The sequence below is a fragment of the Spirosoma profusum genome, assembly GCF_014699005.1.
GTDB lineage: Bacteria > Bacteroidota > Bacteroidia > Cytophagales > Spirosomataceae > Spirosoma > Spirosoma profusum.
This window is the reverse complement of sequence record NZ_JACWZY010000015.1, coordinates 45,096-60,025: the sequence shown is the minus strand read 5'-3', so window position 1 is coordinate 60,025 and position 14,930 is coordinate 45,096. Positions and strand designations below refer to the sequence as shown.

The following is a 14,930-nucleotide window of genomic DNA, read 5'->3' as shown; positions in this document are numbered from 1 at the left end:
CGGGACCGCTTTACCACGTTTAAATAAATCCAATTAATAACCTGGATTTTGTTTCAAATTGGGATTTAGCGATAACTGGTCTTTTGGAATTGGGAACAATTGACGGAAATCCTGGGAAGCAGGCTTTAAGCGCCATGCCTTAGTATATTGTCCGAAGCGGATCAAGTCCTGTCGACGATGTTGTTCCCATGCCAATTCACGACCACGTTCAGCCAGAATTTCATTTAAATTTAGCGTAGCAGACGTGTAATCTGGCATACCTGTCCGTGCACGAACACTGTTGAAAAGACTCACAGCTGCTGCTACGTTGCCTAACCGGAAATTAGCTTCACCTGACATCATCAATACATCCGCTAACCGGTAGATTACAAAATCGTTATCCTGACTCGTAAACGTATTGTTTGCCTGGATTTGATACTTCTGGCTACGGGCGCCCGCCAAACGGCCATTAGCCCCCGCATCAAACACGAATGATTCAACTTCCGGTCTGAATACCATAGGCAGTGCATCGTCCATCAGCGGTTTACCTGCCGCATCATACTGTTGCCCTACAATCCACTGTTTTTTTCGAGCGTCTTTATCATCAAAGGAATTGTAGAACTCAGTTACCGTTGCCCAGCCATTCCAGGGAGCCGTTCCCAAGTTATAGGTTAACTGGTTCAGGTAATGCAGCGTTTTCATCTGTACGTTCATACCTTCCCGTTTCGATTTATCGAAGGGCGTTGCCAGAATAATTTCCTTGGAACCCTGGTTCTGCGTAACGAAGTTGGCGAAATAATCTCCAGCAAGCACGAATTTTCCTGACTTAATAATATTATCACAACGAGTGATACAGTCAGCCCAGCGGGGGGTACCAGTATAAACCTGTGCGTTCAAATACATTTTAGCCAGGATCATATCAGCTGCCCACTTGTTCATACGGCCATAATAAGCACCACCTGATACATCACTAAGGCTTGGATACACCGCCAAAAGTTCTTTTTCAACAAAAGCGAATACCTCAGCACGAGTGTTTTGCTTTGGGGTTGCCGCAGTCACTGCGTCAGAAATGATGACATTACCAAACAAATCCATAGCCTGATAATGGAAGAAAGCTCGTAAAGCCCTTAATTCAGCTTTAGTGTTTACATCCGTGATCGATCCTAGCTGTTGGTTAATACTGGTAATATTGTTGTAACACCAGGTCCAGGGGCCATTGAACTGACCATTATCCGTAACAGGGTCCCAGGTATGCTGATATAACCGTTTCCAGTTATCGCTATCTTTCCAGTCACCACCCCGCGTCGGCACAATCTGCTCGTCTGTGGTCGTGTTTAGGTTGGACATATTTCCATAATAGTCACCCAGACCATTATAGAGTGGCCCAATCAAAGCCGCCTGCTGTCCAGCCGTGCTGCCAAACGTACCACTGGTTGGAATGACATCATAGGTTGTCTCAGACAGATCGGTGCAGGCTTGGCTTGCCAGCACCAGCGCCGAGCAGCCCAGAAGCAATTTTATATTTATTTGTTTCATATAAGTTTTTGATAATTAACTAGTTACAGCGCTTATTTGTGAATGAACTATGTACGCTGTGTTAACTAAAAAAGTTTTCACGAGCCGGATATTTTTTTATACTATATCCGACTTGTGAACTACAACCAGTTTAGAAGGTCAGATTAAGACCCAACTGGAACGTGCGTGTTTTGGGGTAAACAACGTTTCCATAGCCACCCCCATCCAAACCAACGGCATTAGGCGCTTGCTGAATTGCACCAACATCGTTCGTTTGTAAATCAGCTTTTACCTGTAGTTCAGGATCTATGCCTTTGTATTTAGTAATGATAAACAGATTATTACCACCAGCATAAATTCGGGCGTTCGTGATGTACTTGCTGGCTGGCAGTGGGATGTTGTAGCCAATCTGCCAGTTATCGAACCGCACAAATGAACCACTTTCAAGCCAGTTTGACGTCAGTACGTTCACGCCATAGTTTTTAGGGTAGTCCGTTACACCTTTCAGCATATTAGTTTCCAGGATTGACCCTGGAATTAACAGGTTCGACCGTATGGCATTCAGGATGGTGTTACCAAACGTTCCGCGTAACTGGAAATATACATCGAATCCTTTATAACGGAATGTGTTGATAAACGAGGCATTCAGGAACGGTTGTGGATTACCCTGTTTGACATAGTTTCCTGAAGCGACCCCCGCAGCCGCATCTGCCTTCCCTACCTCCGTTACCGGCGTATCTCCAGATCCAGCTTTCAATAATGGCTGACCGTCTGATGAGTAGCTACCCGTAAACGTAGGCACATTATTAAATTCTCCCAATGGCTGGCCAGGTACCAGATAAGACGCAAACACGTCGGACAGACCACGACCATTAAAGGCGTTGAAGCGAACCTGTCCATTGCTAAACTGATCATTTGACAGGGTAACAATCGTGTTTTTGTTATAGGCACCTACAACCCGTGAATTCCAGGAGAAACTACCGGTCTGGATTACATCGCCACCAAAGGATAGTTCAAACCCGCTATTACGCATCGACCCAACGTTGGCCAGAATCGAGTTGGTAAAGTACGTAATACCATCCGAAGGTACAGAGTACGGATAGAGCATGTCTTTGGTCAACTTATTATAGTACTCAAGCGTACCAGAGAAGCGACCACCGATCAATTGGAAGTCCAAACCAACATTCGATGTAGTCAGTACTTCCCACTTCAGGTTTGGATTCGCGTTCTGCGTAATGCCATAGCCTGGCAGGAAGTCACCCAGCGTACCATCGTAGTAGGTACCTTTCTGGCCATACAACTGAATGGAGTTGTAGGCAGCAATACCTTCCGAGTTACCTGTTTGTCCGTAACCAACACGAAGTTTCAGGAAGTTGAGGGTGTTGCTCTTCGGAAAAAAGGACTCGTTGGTAATGGTCCAGCCTGCACCCACCGATGGGAACACACCCCATTTGTTATTAGAACCAAATTTAGAACTACCATCCCGGCGAACTGTAGCCGTCACGTTGTACTTGTCATTCAGATTCAACGTAGCACGACCAAAGAAGGAAATCAACTTCGAGTTATTGCGGTATGAGTTAGCATAGTTGTTAGCAGGGCTAACCAGCGTACCTGAGCCTAGACCCAGGTTGCTATAATTGATATCAGGCGTCACAAAACCACTGTTGGCTGCACGAAAGCCGTCATTATCAAAGTTCTGATATGAATAACCCGCTAATACCGAGTAGTTGCTGTTCTGGCTTCCAAATCCTTTGGTATAGTTAGCCGTCAATTCCAGCAATTTCGTATTCTTCTCCTCAAAACTCCGGCTAGCACGACCATTATTAGCGGCAAAGGCTTTGATAGCTGGATTGGTGTAGAAGTTATTGACGGTGTTATCCCGCTGTATCTGACCATTAACACCCAGTGTCAGTCCGTCCAGCACCTCGTAGCGCAGGTTCATACCACCCTGCAAATACCGCTGTACACCGTTGTTGATAACGTTCTCCAGCATAGCAACCGGGTTGAAGAGGTCAAAACTACCACCAACCTCATAATACGACCCGTCAGCATTGCGGACAGGCAATGTTGGCAGGAACGTAACGGCGCGGCCGATGATGCCACTGTCATACTTTTTGTTTGTTTCGGAGTATGACAGATTATACTGAATGTTCAGTCGGTTGTCGAATGCCTTCTGATCGAGGTTAATACGACCTGTTATACGATCCAGACCAGTATTTTTGATGATACCTTTCTGATCAATATAGTTGAGTGAACCACGATAGCTGAACGTTGGTGAACCACCTGCAATAGAAAGATCATGATTATTGACGGTTCCGTTCTGTGTAACTTCCTTCGTCCAGTCGGTATTGTAATTTCCAGCGGGGAAACGCTGTAAATCACTTAATGCCGAAGCTCCTTTAATTTGAGTAACGGCATCCCGATAACCTTGTGCGTCCAGCATTTCATATTGACTGGATATGGTCGATACACCAATGTAATTATTAAATGATACAGTCGTTTTGCCCGACTTACCGCGTTTGGTAGTAATCAGGATAACGCCGTTAGCAGCCCGTGAACCATATATAGCAGCAGCAGAGGCATCTTTCAATACGTCCATCGACTCAATGTCGGAGGGTGAAATGGTGTTGATGGGAACACCAATCATCCCATCCACTACATAAAGTGGATCGCTACCACCAGCCAGCGAGGTATAACCACGCAAACGAACCGTTGGCTGTTGGTTAGGATCGCCCGAAGGAGCGGTGATAACCAGACCAGCTACTTTACCCTGAATAGCCTGAAGCGGGTTGGGGTTAACCCCAGCATTAAAATCTTTCGCGGTAACCTGTACCACTGACCCCGTCAGATCTTTCCGTTTGGCAGTACCATAACCTACCACCACGACTTCTTCCAGTGCTTTTGTGTCGTCAGACAGTTTCACATCGACAGCCGATTGGTTACCAACCGGAATTTCCTGCGACGTAAAACCAATAAAACTAAACACCAACGTTGCATTATCAGGTACATTGGCGATGGAGTACTTGCCTTCAGCGTCAGAATTTGTACCACGTTGCGTCCCTTTAATCTGCACGCTCACCCCAGGTAGCCCTGACCCGGTGGGGTCAGTTACTCGACCCGTTACGGTACGTCCCTGCGCCCAGGCTGCTGAGTTGCTCAGCAACATTGCCATCACCAGCATAGATAGGAAGTAAGAAAGCCCCTTCCAACCAGACTGCTGGGGTTGAGATAACTCAACCTGACCTACGTAACCACTAGTGTGGTTGAATTTGTAGGATTTGTCCATCATAGGTTTCCAATAAAAGTTAAACATATATTAGGTTCGATAGTCGAGTTGAGTAGGCTATACTTCTCATATAAATAGGTGAAATTTTAACCTATAAGTCACTGATTGTGACTTAATCGTAGTATCCTGCTGAGAATTTATAGCATGTAAACTCGAACTAGTTAGCAAATTACATCATGTTATTGCCAAAATACAAGAAACCTTAGGTTAAAATCTGATAAGTGTCTGTCAATATCGAGTCATAATATTTGTTAATTACCGATAATATATTGAATTATTTAAATTTGTTGTAGAATCATATAAATCTTAAAGTATTGATAATTAATGTTTTAAAATAGAGTTAATCGTGTCACATTTATAGATTTTTGGATGAGAATTCATGCCATTTCCAACGACTTTACCTAAAATATTGTAGTCAAATACACCTATTTTTGTGCCATATATTTATTTCCTGGCTCTGCCGAGTGTTTTTGCAATATCTATGAGAGCGGAATCATTAAAAAAATTGGCTAGCCAATTGGCTGGTGACTTATTTGACGACAATACGTACCGGACGCTCTACGCTACGGATGCTTCAGCTTATCGGGAAGTGCCTACAGCCGTAGTTATCCCTAAAACTCTGGATGATTTAAAGACATTAATTGCCTTTGCTCAGGAGCACAAAACATCACTTATTCCGCGAACAGCCGGTACGTCGTTAGCCGGTCAGGTCGTTGGTAGTGGTATCGTGGTCGACGTTTCCAGGCACTTTACGAAGATACTGGAAGTCAACCCCGAAGAGCGCTGGGTACGTGTGCAGCCCGGCGTTGTGCGTGATGAACTAAATCAATTTTTGAAACCGTACGGCCTTTATTTTGGTCCCGAAACGTCGACAGCCAATCGGGCCATGATCGGTGGAATGGTCGGAAATAATTCGTGTGGTTCTAACTCAGTCGTGTACCGTGCTACACGTGAACATACGATTGCGGTTAAAGCTTTATTATCAGACGGTTCTGAAGTCGAATTTGGGCCAACAAGTGGCTGGGATTTCACAAAGCAGGTAAGCGAGGCAAGCCGCAGAAATGGTTCTGCTACGTTAGCGGATAAGATTCTGCTGAAAACAAACGCCATTCTATCGAATCCGGCTAATCAGGAAGAGATACGTCGGAATTTTCCCAAAAAGACGATTGAACGACGTAACACGGGTTATGCGCTTGATACGTTGCTTGACATGGCTCCTTTTACCTCTGAGGGCGAGCCGTTTAATATGGCCAAATTCATTGCGGGCTCTGAAGGTACACTTTGTTTCCTGACTGAAATCAAGCTGAATATAGTACCGCTGCCTCCGAAAGAAAGCGGGCTTGTGTGTGTTCATTGTCACTCCATCGATGAAGCGCTACGTGCTACGTTGGTTGCCTTGAAATACAAGCCTTACGCCGTTGAACTGATCGACGATATCATTCTGGAGCGGGCCGATACAAATCCGGAGCAACGGAAAAACAGTTTCTTCGTCCAGAAAACACCTACCGACCATTTCCCGATTATTCTGGTCGTTGACCTCTCTCGCGATACGCGCGCTGAGATTGAAGCGCTTACGGCTGCAATGGTTGCCGAGATGCAGGAGGCTGGTATGGGTTACCACTATCCGTTGCTGTTTGGCGAGGATTCTAAAAAAATCTGGACGCTACGTAAAGCCGGTCTTGGTCTGTTGGGTAATCTCCCCGGCGACGAAAAAGCGGTGGCCGTTATTGAAGATACGGCAGTGGACGTAGTAGATTTGCCCGACTTTATTCGGGATTTCAACGAGATTTTGCAAAAGAACAACATGCATGCCGTTCACTACGCTCACGCCGGTTCGGGTGAATTGCATCTGCGACCAATTCTTAATCTGAAAACGGCTGAAGGCCATCGACAATACCGACTCATTGCCGAAGAAATTGCTACGTTGGTAAAAAAATACGACGGTTCATTGTCGGGTGAGCATGGTGACGGGCGTTTACGAGGTGAGTTTATTCCGCAGATGGTGGGCGCGCACAACTATGAGTTGATGCGGCAAATCAAGCATACCTGGGACCCAAACGGCATTTTCAATCCGGGTAAAATTGTCGAAACGCCACCCATGGATACGTTTCTGCGGTATGAGGCTGGTCAGCAGACGCCGACATTTCAAACGTATTTCCGCTACAAAGACCAGACCGTGCTGCAACACGCTGAACAATGCAACGGCTCAGGCGACTGCCGAAAAACGGAGGCATCGGGCGGAACTATGTGCCCCAGCTACATGGCTACCCGTAACGAAAAAGACACAACTCGCGCGCGGGCCAATATTCTGCGGGAAATGTTGACACGTTCCCCGAAAGAAAACCGCTTTGATCACCAGGAAATCAAGGAAGTTTACGATTTGTGTCTGTCGTGCAAAGCCTGCAAAAGCGAATGCCCTTCGAACGTCGACGTAGCAAAACTCAAAGCTGAGTTTCTCCAGCATTATTATGACGCCAATGGCGTGCCGATACGTTCCTGGCTCATTGCCAACTTTGCCCGGCTGTCGAGTATCGCTTCTTTTGTTCCCTGGGCCTGGAACGGTATATTGGGTACGCCCGCTCTCCGACGTATCGCCAACCGTGTTGTCGGATTTCACCCCGAACGTAGTATGCCGTCAATGGGTAGTACTACGTTAAAGCGTTGGGCTGGTAGTAGAAAGCAGAAGTCAAATTCTGCTACGTCCCGTACACTGCTTTTGTTCTGCGATGAGTTTACGAATTTTAACGACGTAGAAGTCGGGCAAAAAGCCATTCAGTTGTTTGAGCGATTAGGATACGATGTCGTTATCCCCGAGCATGGTGAGAGTGGCCGGGCGGCTCTGTCAAAAGGTATGTTGACTTATGCCAAAACGCTGGCCGAACGTAACGTGAAGCTTTTGAAGGACGTAGTGACTGCCGAGACGCCACTGGTTGGTTTGGAGCCATCGGCCATTCTGACGTTCCGGGATGAGTACCCGGATTTGGTTGATGAGTCACTGGTTGCCGACGCAAGACGTATCGCTGATCACGCATTAACGTTCGAGGAATTTATCAGTCGCGAGATGGAGGCTGGGCGTATTCGAACTGATCAGTTCACAACGGATACCCGACTCGTTAAACTGCATAGTCATTGCCAACAGAAAGCTGTTTCATCGCAGGTGCCCGGTAAAAAGGCGTTATCCCTTCCTAAGAATTATAACGTTCAACTGATTCCATCAGGCTGTTGCGGCATGGCTGGTTCATTTGGCTATGAAGCGGAGCATTATGACGTATCAATGAAGGTAGGCGAATTAGTGCTGTTCCCAACCGTACGCCAACAGCCCGACGACGTATTGATTGCGGCCCCTGGTACGTCCTGTCGGCATCAGATTAAAGATGGTACGCATCGAGCTGCCAAACACCCCGCTGAAATTTTATTCGAAGCATTGGCATAACGTAACTTTTTCGCCAAGTGATTTCCCAGAGCGATAAGACGCCTGAACTCGCTACTTTTGAGTAGCCCAGTTTACTGGGAAGAGGTCACTGGTAAATACACCCAGAAAACGGACCCTTCGCCAAGCTTACTGGTGGCCGTAATATAACCGCCGTGATTGTTGACCACCTGCTGACAGATGGCTAGCCCGATGCCCGTTCCTGAATACTGATGCTTACCGTGCAGGCGCTGAAAGATCTGAAATATTCGCTCTACATGCTGCTCATCAAACCCAATGCCCTCATCGCAGATACTGATCTGGTGGAACATGGTTGATGTACTTTTGGGTTTAAAGCCCACAGGTAAGGCACTTTTAGCCACTTGTTCACTGCTGACTTCTACCTTAGGCGGTTGATTGGGGCGACTAAACTTGAGGGCATTTGAGAGAAGATTCTGAAATAGCTGCCCTAGCTGCCCGGCATCCCCGTTAACGATGGGTAAGGGCCCGACGTCTACCTGAGCATTTGCCTGGCTAACTGACCAGTCGAGCATGGTCAATACATCTGTAACTACACTTGCCAGCGAGACTGGACTGAATGATTGCTGATTGGCTGATAGGCGGGAATAATCCAGCAAATCTTTAATCAGTCTGGACATACGGGTGCTTGCACTGCTGATGCGCTGGAGATAATCAATGTTGCTTGGGCTTAACTTGCCCTCCAGATCGGTAGCCAGTAGCGTACTAAACGACTGAATTTTACGCAGAGGCTCCTGTAAATCATGGCTAGCGATGTAGGCGAACTGTTGCAGATTGTCGTTAGAGCGATTCAACTCGTCAATCTTGTTCTCAAGCTGAAACTGCAACTGTCTCAGATTGGTAAAATCAGTAAAGTGGATCACTACCTCCTCATCCAGCTTAAAGGTACTCATCAAATTGTATAAATCGAGCCCGTCTTTGTCGTAGTGAATTTCAAAGGTAAGCGGTTGGCCCGTTTTATAGGTTTCTACTGGCTTGGTAAAGCTGGCCGTTTCGAAATAGCCAGGGAAAACCTCGCCCACCCTTTTGCCTTGCAGCCCCTGAGGTGTAGTGTTGGCATAAAAGGCATAAGCCTGGTTGGTGAGCTGAAAGCGAAAGTCGATGATTTCGCCGTTTTCAAAAATGGGCTTTAATACCTGCAATGGTTCTTTAAACAAATTGATGATGGTTTGCAGATATTGGTTAGCCTCTGCTACTTCCACCAGTTGCCGCTCATTGGTCACATCTTCAACCGTGTGAATAATAAAAACAATTTCTCCATCACTGTCTATTACCGGCTTATTGACTGGCCGCCAGGAACGCCACTCTAATACGCCAGTTTGGATATTAGGCCATTGGTGATGCTGATCGGTCATGAAATGGATTTGTTTTGTCTGTACGACCTGTGTCAGCGATTGCAGGAGTTGTTCAGAAATGCCCTGATTGTTCTTTTGCTTGAAGTATGCCTTGAACAGGCCGTTTCCTACCAGAAAATCGCGTTGAATACCCAAAGCAGCCAAGTAGTCGTCTGAGACGGCCGCAATTGTAAAAGAGGGATCAGGCAACAGAATCAGATGCTTGCCCGGCATCGCATTAATCAGTGGCAAATGGAAGGCTAAGCCACTACTATTAGTTGAGGATTTACGCATCAGCAACTGCCTTTCATTAATAGGTTCTACTATTCATTCTGTGTAGACTTACAGGACGCTGAGGACGCTGTCCATACTCATCTTGGCCCTAAATTATGGATAAGTTCGTATTTTAAGAAACGTTTATACAGGCATGAACGGCCAATAGAAGCACTGCGTACGAAGGCAGTAATGGCAACTGGTATTTTGGCTGATCAGTATCTGCTGCCCATGCAATCACTGCATTATCACCAAACTAGTGCTGAACCTGTTTAAGCTTTTGTTTAGATAGGTTTTTGTCATTCTGACGCAGAAAGAATGACAAAACAGTCATTTTTGATCTATTCTCGAAAGTTTAAACAGGTTCATTACGTCTTCAATGACTAAGTCATATTACTGTCGTGGGTGGGCATGGTACTGGCCGGAATATCTACCGATGGCTGCTTACATTGCTCAAATGCAAATAAAAGTGACAGAATAACGACTACATTATAAACCCACCTCATTGAAAGCATTTTTCTTTTTGTTGTACCTAACGTTGTACCAAAGTGATATCTAGAATAGAAGAAGCCGACCAATATCTCTATTAATCGGCTCATTGTCAATTGGTTAACTTTGAGCGGGAAATGGGTCTCGAACCCACGGCCTGCAGCTTGGGAAGCTGCCGCTCTACCAACTGAGCTACTCCCGCATAACGAAACAAATTTGAACGATTTACATCGAAATGTCAAGTCCTTAAACGATTTATAGCGTTACAAGCAATTGCTCAATTTGTTGATAAACGTAATCTAACTGCTCGTCGCTGGTGCAATAAGGTGGAATCAGATACAATACGTTCCCCAGTGGGCGCATCAGTATACCTCGTTCCAGAAGAAAGGTATACGCTACGTCGCGAATACTGTTAAAATAAGATGTTTGCTCACCAGCTTTCAAATCAAAGGCGAGTAATGAGCCTCGTTGCCTGATATTTTCAACAGTTGGATACGTAGTAAGTCGTTGAGCGAAGTCGGCGTTACGTTGCGCAATACGTTGAATACTATGTTGCGTATCGTTACTTAACAGCAAATCCATACTGGCGAGCGCAGCCGCACAGGCAAGCGGATTAGCCGTAAACGAATGCCCATGGAAAAGGGTTTTAAACTTATTGTCAGACAGAAACGCGTCGTAAATGGCTTGCGTACAGGTTGTTACGCCCAATGCCATTGTGCCTCCCGTAAGCCCTTTGGATAGGCACATCAGATCAGGTTTTTCCCGCAAATAATCGGAAGCAAACAGTCGACCCGTTCGACCGAAGCCGGTCATCACTTCATCCGCAATAATCAGTACGTTGTGGCGACGAGCTATCTGGATGAGTTTATCCAACGTATCAGGCGAATACATATTCATACCGCCTGCTCCCTGGACGAGCGGTTCAATAATCAAAGCTGCTACGTTGTCCGTTAAAAGCTTTTCAGCTTGCGCCAATACGTCGGATTCCTGATGGGCCGATGGAAATGGCAAGTAATCTACATCGAATAGAAAAGGAACGAACGGAGCCGTAAACGCACTACGTCCTCCCACCGCCATCGCTCCGAACGTATCACCGTGGTAGGCGTTTTCCAGCGCCACTACGTTCTGACGGGGTTTGCCGAGATTGTGCCAATATTGAAACGCCATTTTCAGAGCAACCTCAACAGCAGTAGACCCGTTATCGGAATAAAATACTTTCGCCTGATTCACTGGTAAAATTTCCAGCAAACGCTCAGCTAGTTCGACGGCAGGTTGGTGGGTGAAATCCGCAAAAATGACGTGTTCTAGCGTTCGTAACTGTTCCGATACGCGCTCGGCAATGTAGGGATGAGCGTGCCCATGCAAATTGACCCACCACGATGAAATCATATCCAGATACGTACGGCCATCAGCACCATACAAAATAGAGCCCTCACCACGTACAATAGGAGTTGGTAGTGGGGCCAACTGCATTTGCGTGAATGGATGCCAGATAACCGCCCGATCACGCTCTGCTAAATCACTCATAATTAGTAATGAATAAGGCTTAATGGATAATGAGAAATGGGTGGGTAAGTAAACACATTATACAGTTTTCAGTATACTCCCCCACTTGCCTTGCGCCCGCATCACCTGCTCTACTACGTCGCGGACGGCTCCCTGACCACCATTTTTCGGTGAGATGTACCGGCTAATAGCCTGAATTTCATCGGCCGCATCGGCAGGACAGGCACTCAATACATTGGGTCGGCTCATGATGGGATAATCGGGGAGGTCGTCGCCTATGTAGAGTATTTCGGATTCGTTGAGACCGTCGCGTGTTACGTAGCCAAGGTAGGCATTCACTTTCTGATCGATGGGGCCGCCCATGAAAATATCTTTTACATTCATGTTTGTCAGCCAGTTACGCACGCCTTCTGCATTGGATGACGAGACGATGCCAACGCGAAAACCTGCCTGCAATGCCTGCTCAATCGCAAACATATCGCGGATATTTATAGTCCGAAAACGCTCGCCCGACGCCAGGAGATGGACATCGCCATTGGTCAATACGCCGTCGACATCGAAAATAAATGTCCTGATTCGGCTAAATTGTTCATGTGTTGCTGCCATGCTGCAAGTTTAACGAAAACCGCCCGACAGTTCCGTATTTTTGCCTGATGAATCCTTCTTCCGACCAGCTTCCAGTGGCATTGCCAACCGCCTTTCAAAAGCAAATGCAGGCGCAATTACCCGACGATTTCTCCCAATTTCAGCAGGCATTAATGGAATTGACTCCTGTCAGTATTCGGCTGAACCCGAGCAAGCCTGCGTTTGATACGTCTGACTTAATTCCTGTTCCCTGGTGCCCCGAAGGGTTCTATTTGCCTGAACGCCCGAACTTCACGCTCGATCCACTGTTTCAGGCTGGGGCGTACTACGTTCAGGAAGCTTCTTCTATGTTGTTGAGCGAAGCGTTACGTCAAACCGTCAGGCTGGATCGGCCGCTACGTGTGCTGGATTTATGCGCGGCTCCCGGCGGGAAGAGTACGTTACTGGCGTCGATGCTGTCTCCTGATAGTCTGCTGATTTGCAATGAAGTAATTCGAAGTCGGGTGTCGGTGCTACGTGAAAATCTGGACAAATGGGGCTATCCGAACGTAGTGATTAGTAACCACGATCCGAACGAACTGGATAAATTGGCGGGCTTTTTCGACGTAGTGGTGGTCGATGCGCCCTGTTCGGGTGAGGGGTTGTTTCGGAAAGATCCGTCAGCGGTTCAGGAATGGTCGGAAGACAACGTAGCGCTTTGCTCGGCTCGTCAGAAACGCATTCTGAGCGCGGCCGCTCCGTTGCTCGATGAAGGCGGTATTTTGATTTACAGTACCTGTACGTATAACGACGCCGAAAATACCGACAACGTCCGATTCCTGTCAGAAAACGGCTTTCGAAATCGACCGCTTAGCTTTCCGGCTGACTGGAACGTAGTGGAAAAGGAAGTGGATGGGGCGGTTGGATATCAGTGTTATCCGCATCGGGTGCGTGGTGAAGGCTTTTTTATCAGTGTTTTCAAGAAAACAGCTTTCACGGCTTCTGTAAAGGTTGATGCCCGTACGTTTCGGAGCATCCGCGCACTACGTCCCCGTGAAACGACATCCGCATCTGGCTGGCTTCAGAATCCAACCGATTTTTCGTTCTGGGAAAAACCAAATGGCGACGTAATGGCTTTACCGAAATCGCTCGAAAAAACGTTTCTGTTTTTAGACAGTACGTTGCGCCAGAAAGGTTTCGGTCTGGAAATGGGTCAGTTCAAAGGCCAGGATTTTATCCCGTCGCACGCGCTGGCGCTTAGTACGTCGGTTCGAAAAGATTTACCGGCTTTGGAACTCAATAAAGAAGACGCGCTACGTTACTTTAAAAAAGAAAATTTAGTGCCCGATGAAATCGTTAAAGGTTGGTTAACAGTTCGATATAGAGGCTTGAATTTAGGCTGGGTAAAAGGCGTGGGTAATCGGGTAAATAATTATCTGCCAAAAGACTGGCGAATCAGAATGGATATCAAAGAATACTCATGAAACGCGTTTGGGTTATTATCGGGCTGTTGATAGCGGTTATGGCTGTGGGGTACATGCTTGGTCCGATGGTTAAATCAGATCCGGTTCAGGATGAGCTGGTTACGGTTGATACTGACTTGTTACGACTCGAACAACGTATCGGTGATGCTGAGCGGGCGGCTAACCTGCGTCCTGACAACGAAGCCCGGATTGTCTGGGCCGATACCTTGCGAAAAGTAAAAACGCCTTACAGCATCATTTATCTGCCCGGTTTTTCGGCAAGCTGGGCCGAGGGCGATCCGATTCACAAACAAATTGCGCGTCATTTTGGCTGTAATCTCTATCTGGCACGTACTGCCGAACATGGAGTCAATTCGCCCGATGCAATGAAAAATATAACGCCTTCCAATTATGCCGCTTCGGCCGAACGTGCGCTGGCAGTCGGAAAAGCCCTGGGCGAGAAGGTTATCGTAATGGGTACATCGGCGGGAGGTATGCTGGCGCTTTATCTGGCGGCCCGCCATCCCGAGATAGAAGGATTGGTACTGTATTCACCCTGCATTGCCGTGGCTAATCCCGCGTTACGTCTGGTAACTGGCCCCTGGGGGCAACAAATTATTGATCAGGTTTTTCCGGACAAACACATTGCCAATACGTATTATAGTGGCCAACGGGCGGTGTATTGGCTACCCAAATACCACACGAACGGCCTGCTCACGCTGCAAACCATGATTGATCGGTACATGACGCCTGAGCAGTTTCAGAAAGTAAAGCAGCCCGTTTTCATGGGTTATTATTACAAAGACGAAGACAATCAGGATAAAGTTGTGTCGGTAGAAGCTATGCTCACGATGTATGATCAGTTGGGTACGTCGGAACGTACTAAACAAAAGCTGGCCTTTCCGAATGCAGACGCACATGTCATTGCTTCCCACTTCACTTCCAAGGATTTGCCGGGCGTTTACCGGTCCACCGAAAACTTTCTTGCTAACGTAATGAAACTGCCTGCAGCCTCAGCTCCTTCAAGCCCGGTAGTCCTTCGCCCAAAAAAATAAGCTAACTTTGGGAAGATT

At 46.9% G+C, this 14,930-nt stretch carries 8 protein-coding genes and 1 tRNA gene; 3 read left to right on the top strand and 6 right to left on the bottom strand.

Annotated features, from left to right (window positions below; translation table 11 throughout):
• Window positions 1-33: 33 nt before the first annotated feature.
• Both IC229_RS17665 and IC229_RS17660 read right to left on the bottom strand, forming a co-directional pair.
• Window positions 34-1,515 carry a RagB/SusD family nutrient uptake outer membrane protein gene (locus IC229_RS17665; RefSeq protein WP_190888336.1) on the bottom strand — a complete coding sequence of 494 codons (1,482 nt, stop codon included), beginning with the start codon at window positions 1,513-1,515 and terminating at the stop codon, window positions 34-36.
• Between the two features lie 130 nt (window positions 1,516-1,645).
• Window positions 1,646-4,783 (bottom strand): SusC/RagA family TonB-linked outer membrane protein, encoded by a 3,138-nt coding sequence (locus IC229_RS17660; protein ID WP_190888335.1) that lies wholly within the window; start codon window positions 4,781-4,783, stop codon window positions 1,646-1,648.
• 478 nt (window positions 4,784-5,261) lie between these two features.
• Here IC229_RS17660 and IC229_RS17655 point away from each other — a divergent pair, with 478 nt between their 5' ends.
• Window positions 5,262-8,213 carry an FAD-binding and (Fe-S)-binding domain-containing protein gene (locus IC229_RS17655; RefSeq protein ID WP_190888334.1) on the top strand — a complete coding sequence of 984 codons (2,952 nt, stop codon included), beginning with the start codon at window positions 5,262-5,264 and terminating at the stop codon, window positions 8,211-8,213.
• 71 nt (window positions 8,214-8,284) lie between these two features.
• On the opposite strand, the gene IC229_RS17650 is transcribed toward IC229_RS17655, so the two are convergent.
• The 4 genes from IC229_RS17650 to IC229_RS17635 form a co-directional block, all read right to left on the bottom strand.
• Window positions 8,285-9,856: a sensor histidine kinase gene (locus tag IC229_RS17650; RefSeq protein WP_190888333.1), complete on the bottom strand. Its 1,572-nt coding sequence runs from the start codon at window positions 9,854-9,856 to the stop codon at window positions 8,285-8,287.
• A 597-nt stretch (window positions 9,857-10,453) separates the two neighbouring features.
• Window positions 10,454-10,526: transfer RNA gene (locus IC229_RS17645), tRNA-Gly, on the bottom strand.
• A gap of 53 nt (window positions 10,527-10,579) precedes the next feature.
• Window positions 10,580-11,851 (bottom strand): adenosylmethionine--8-amino-7-oxononanoate transaminase, encoded by a 1,272-nt coding sequence (gene bioA, locus IC229_RS17640; protein WP_190888332.1) that lies wholly within the window; start codon window positions 11,849-11,851, stop codon window positions 10,580-10,582.
• Window positions 11,852-11,908: 57 nt separating this feature from the next.
• Entirely contained in the window at window positions 11,909-12,436 is a 528-nt protein-coding gene (locus IC229_RS17635; protein WP_190888331.1) for a KdsC family phosphatase, read from the bottom strand.
• 47 nt (window positions 12,437-12,483) lie between these two features.
• Between IC229_RS17635 and IC229_RS17630 the strand changes: the two genes are divergently transcribed.
• Both IC229_RS17630 and IC229_RS17625 read left to right on the top strand, forming a co-directional pair.
• A complete protein-coding gene (locus tag IC229_RS17630) occupies window positions 12,484-13,878 on the top strand; it encodes a methyltransferase RsmF C-terminal domain-like protein (protein ID WP_190888330.1) in 1,395 nt (464 codons plus the stop codon).
• Window positions 13,875-14,912, top strand: coding sequence for an alpha/beta hydrolase (locus IC229_RS17625; RefSeq protein ID WP_190888329.1), 1,038 nt, complete (start codon window positions 13,875-13,877; stop codon window positions 14,910-14,912). Before IC229_RS17630 ends, IC229_RS17625 begins: the two co-directional genes overlap by 4 nt.
• Window positions 14,913-14,930 lie beyond the last annotated feature (18 nt).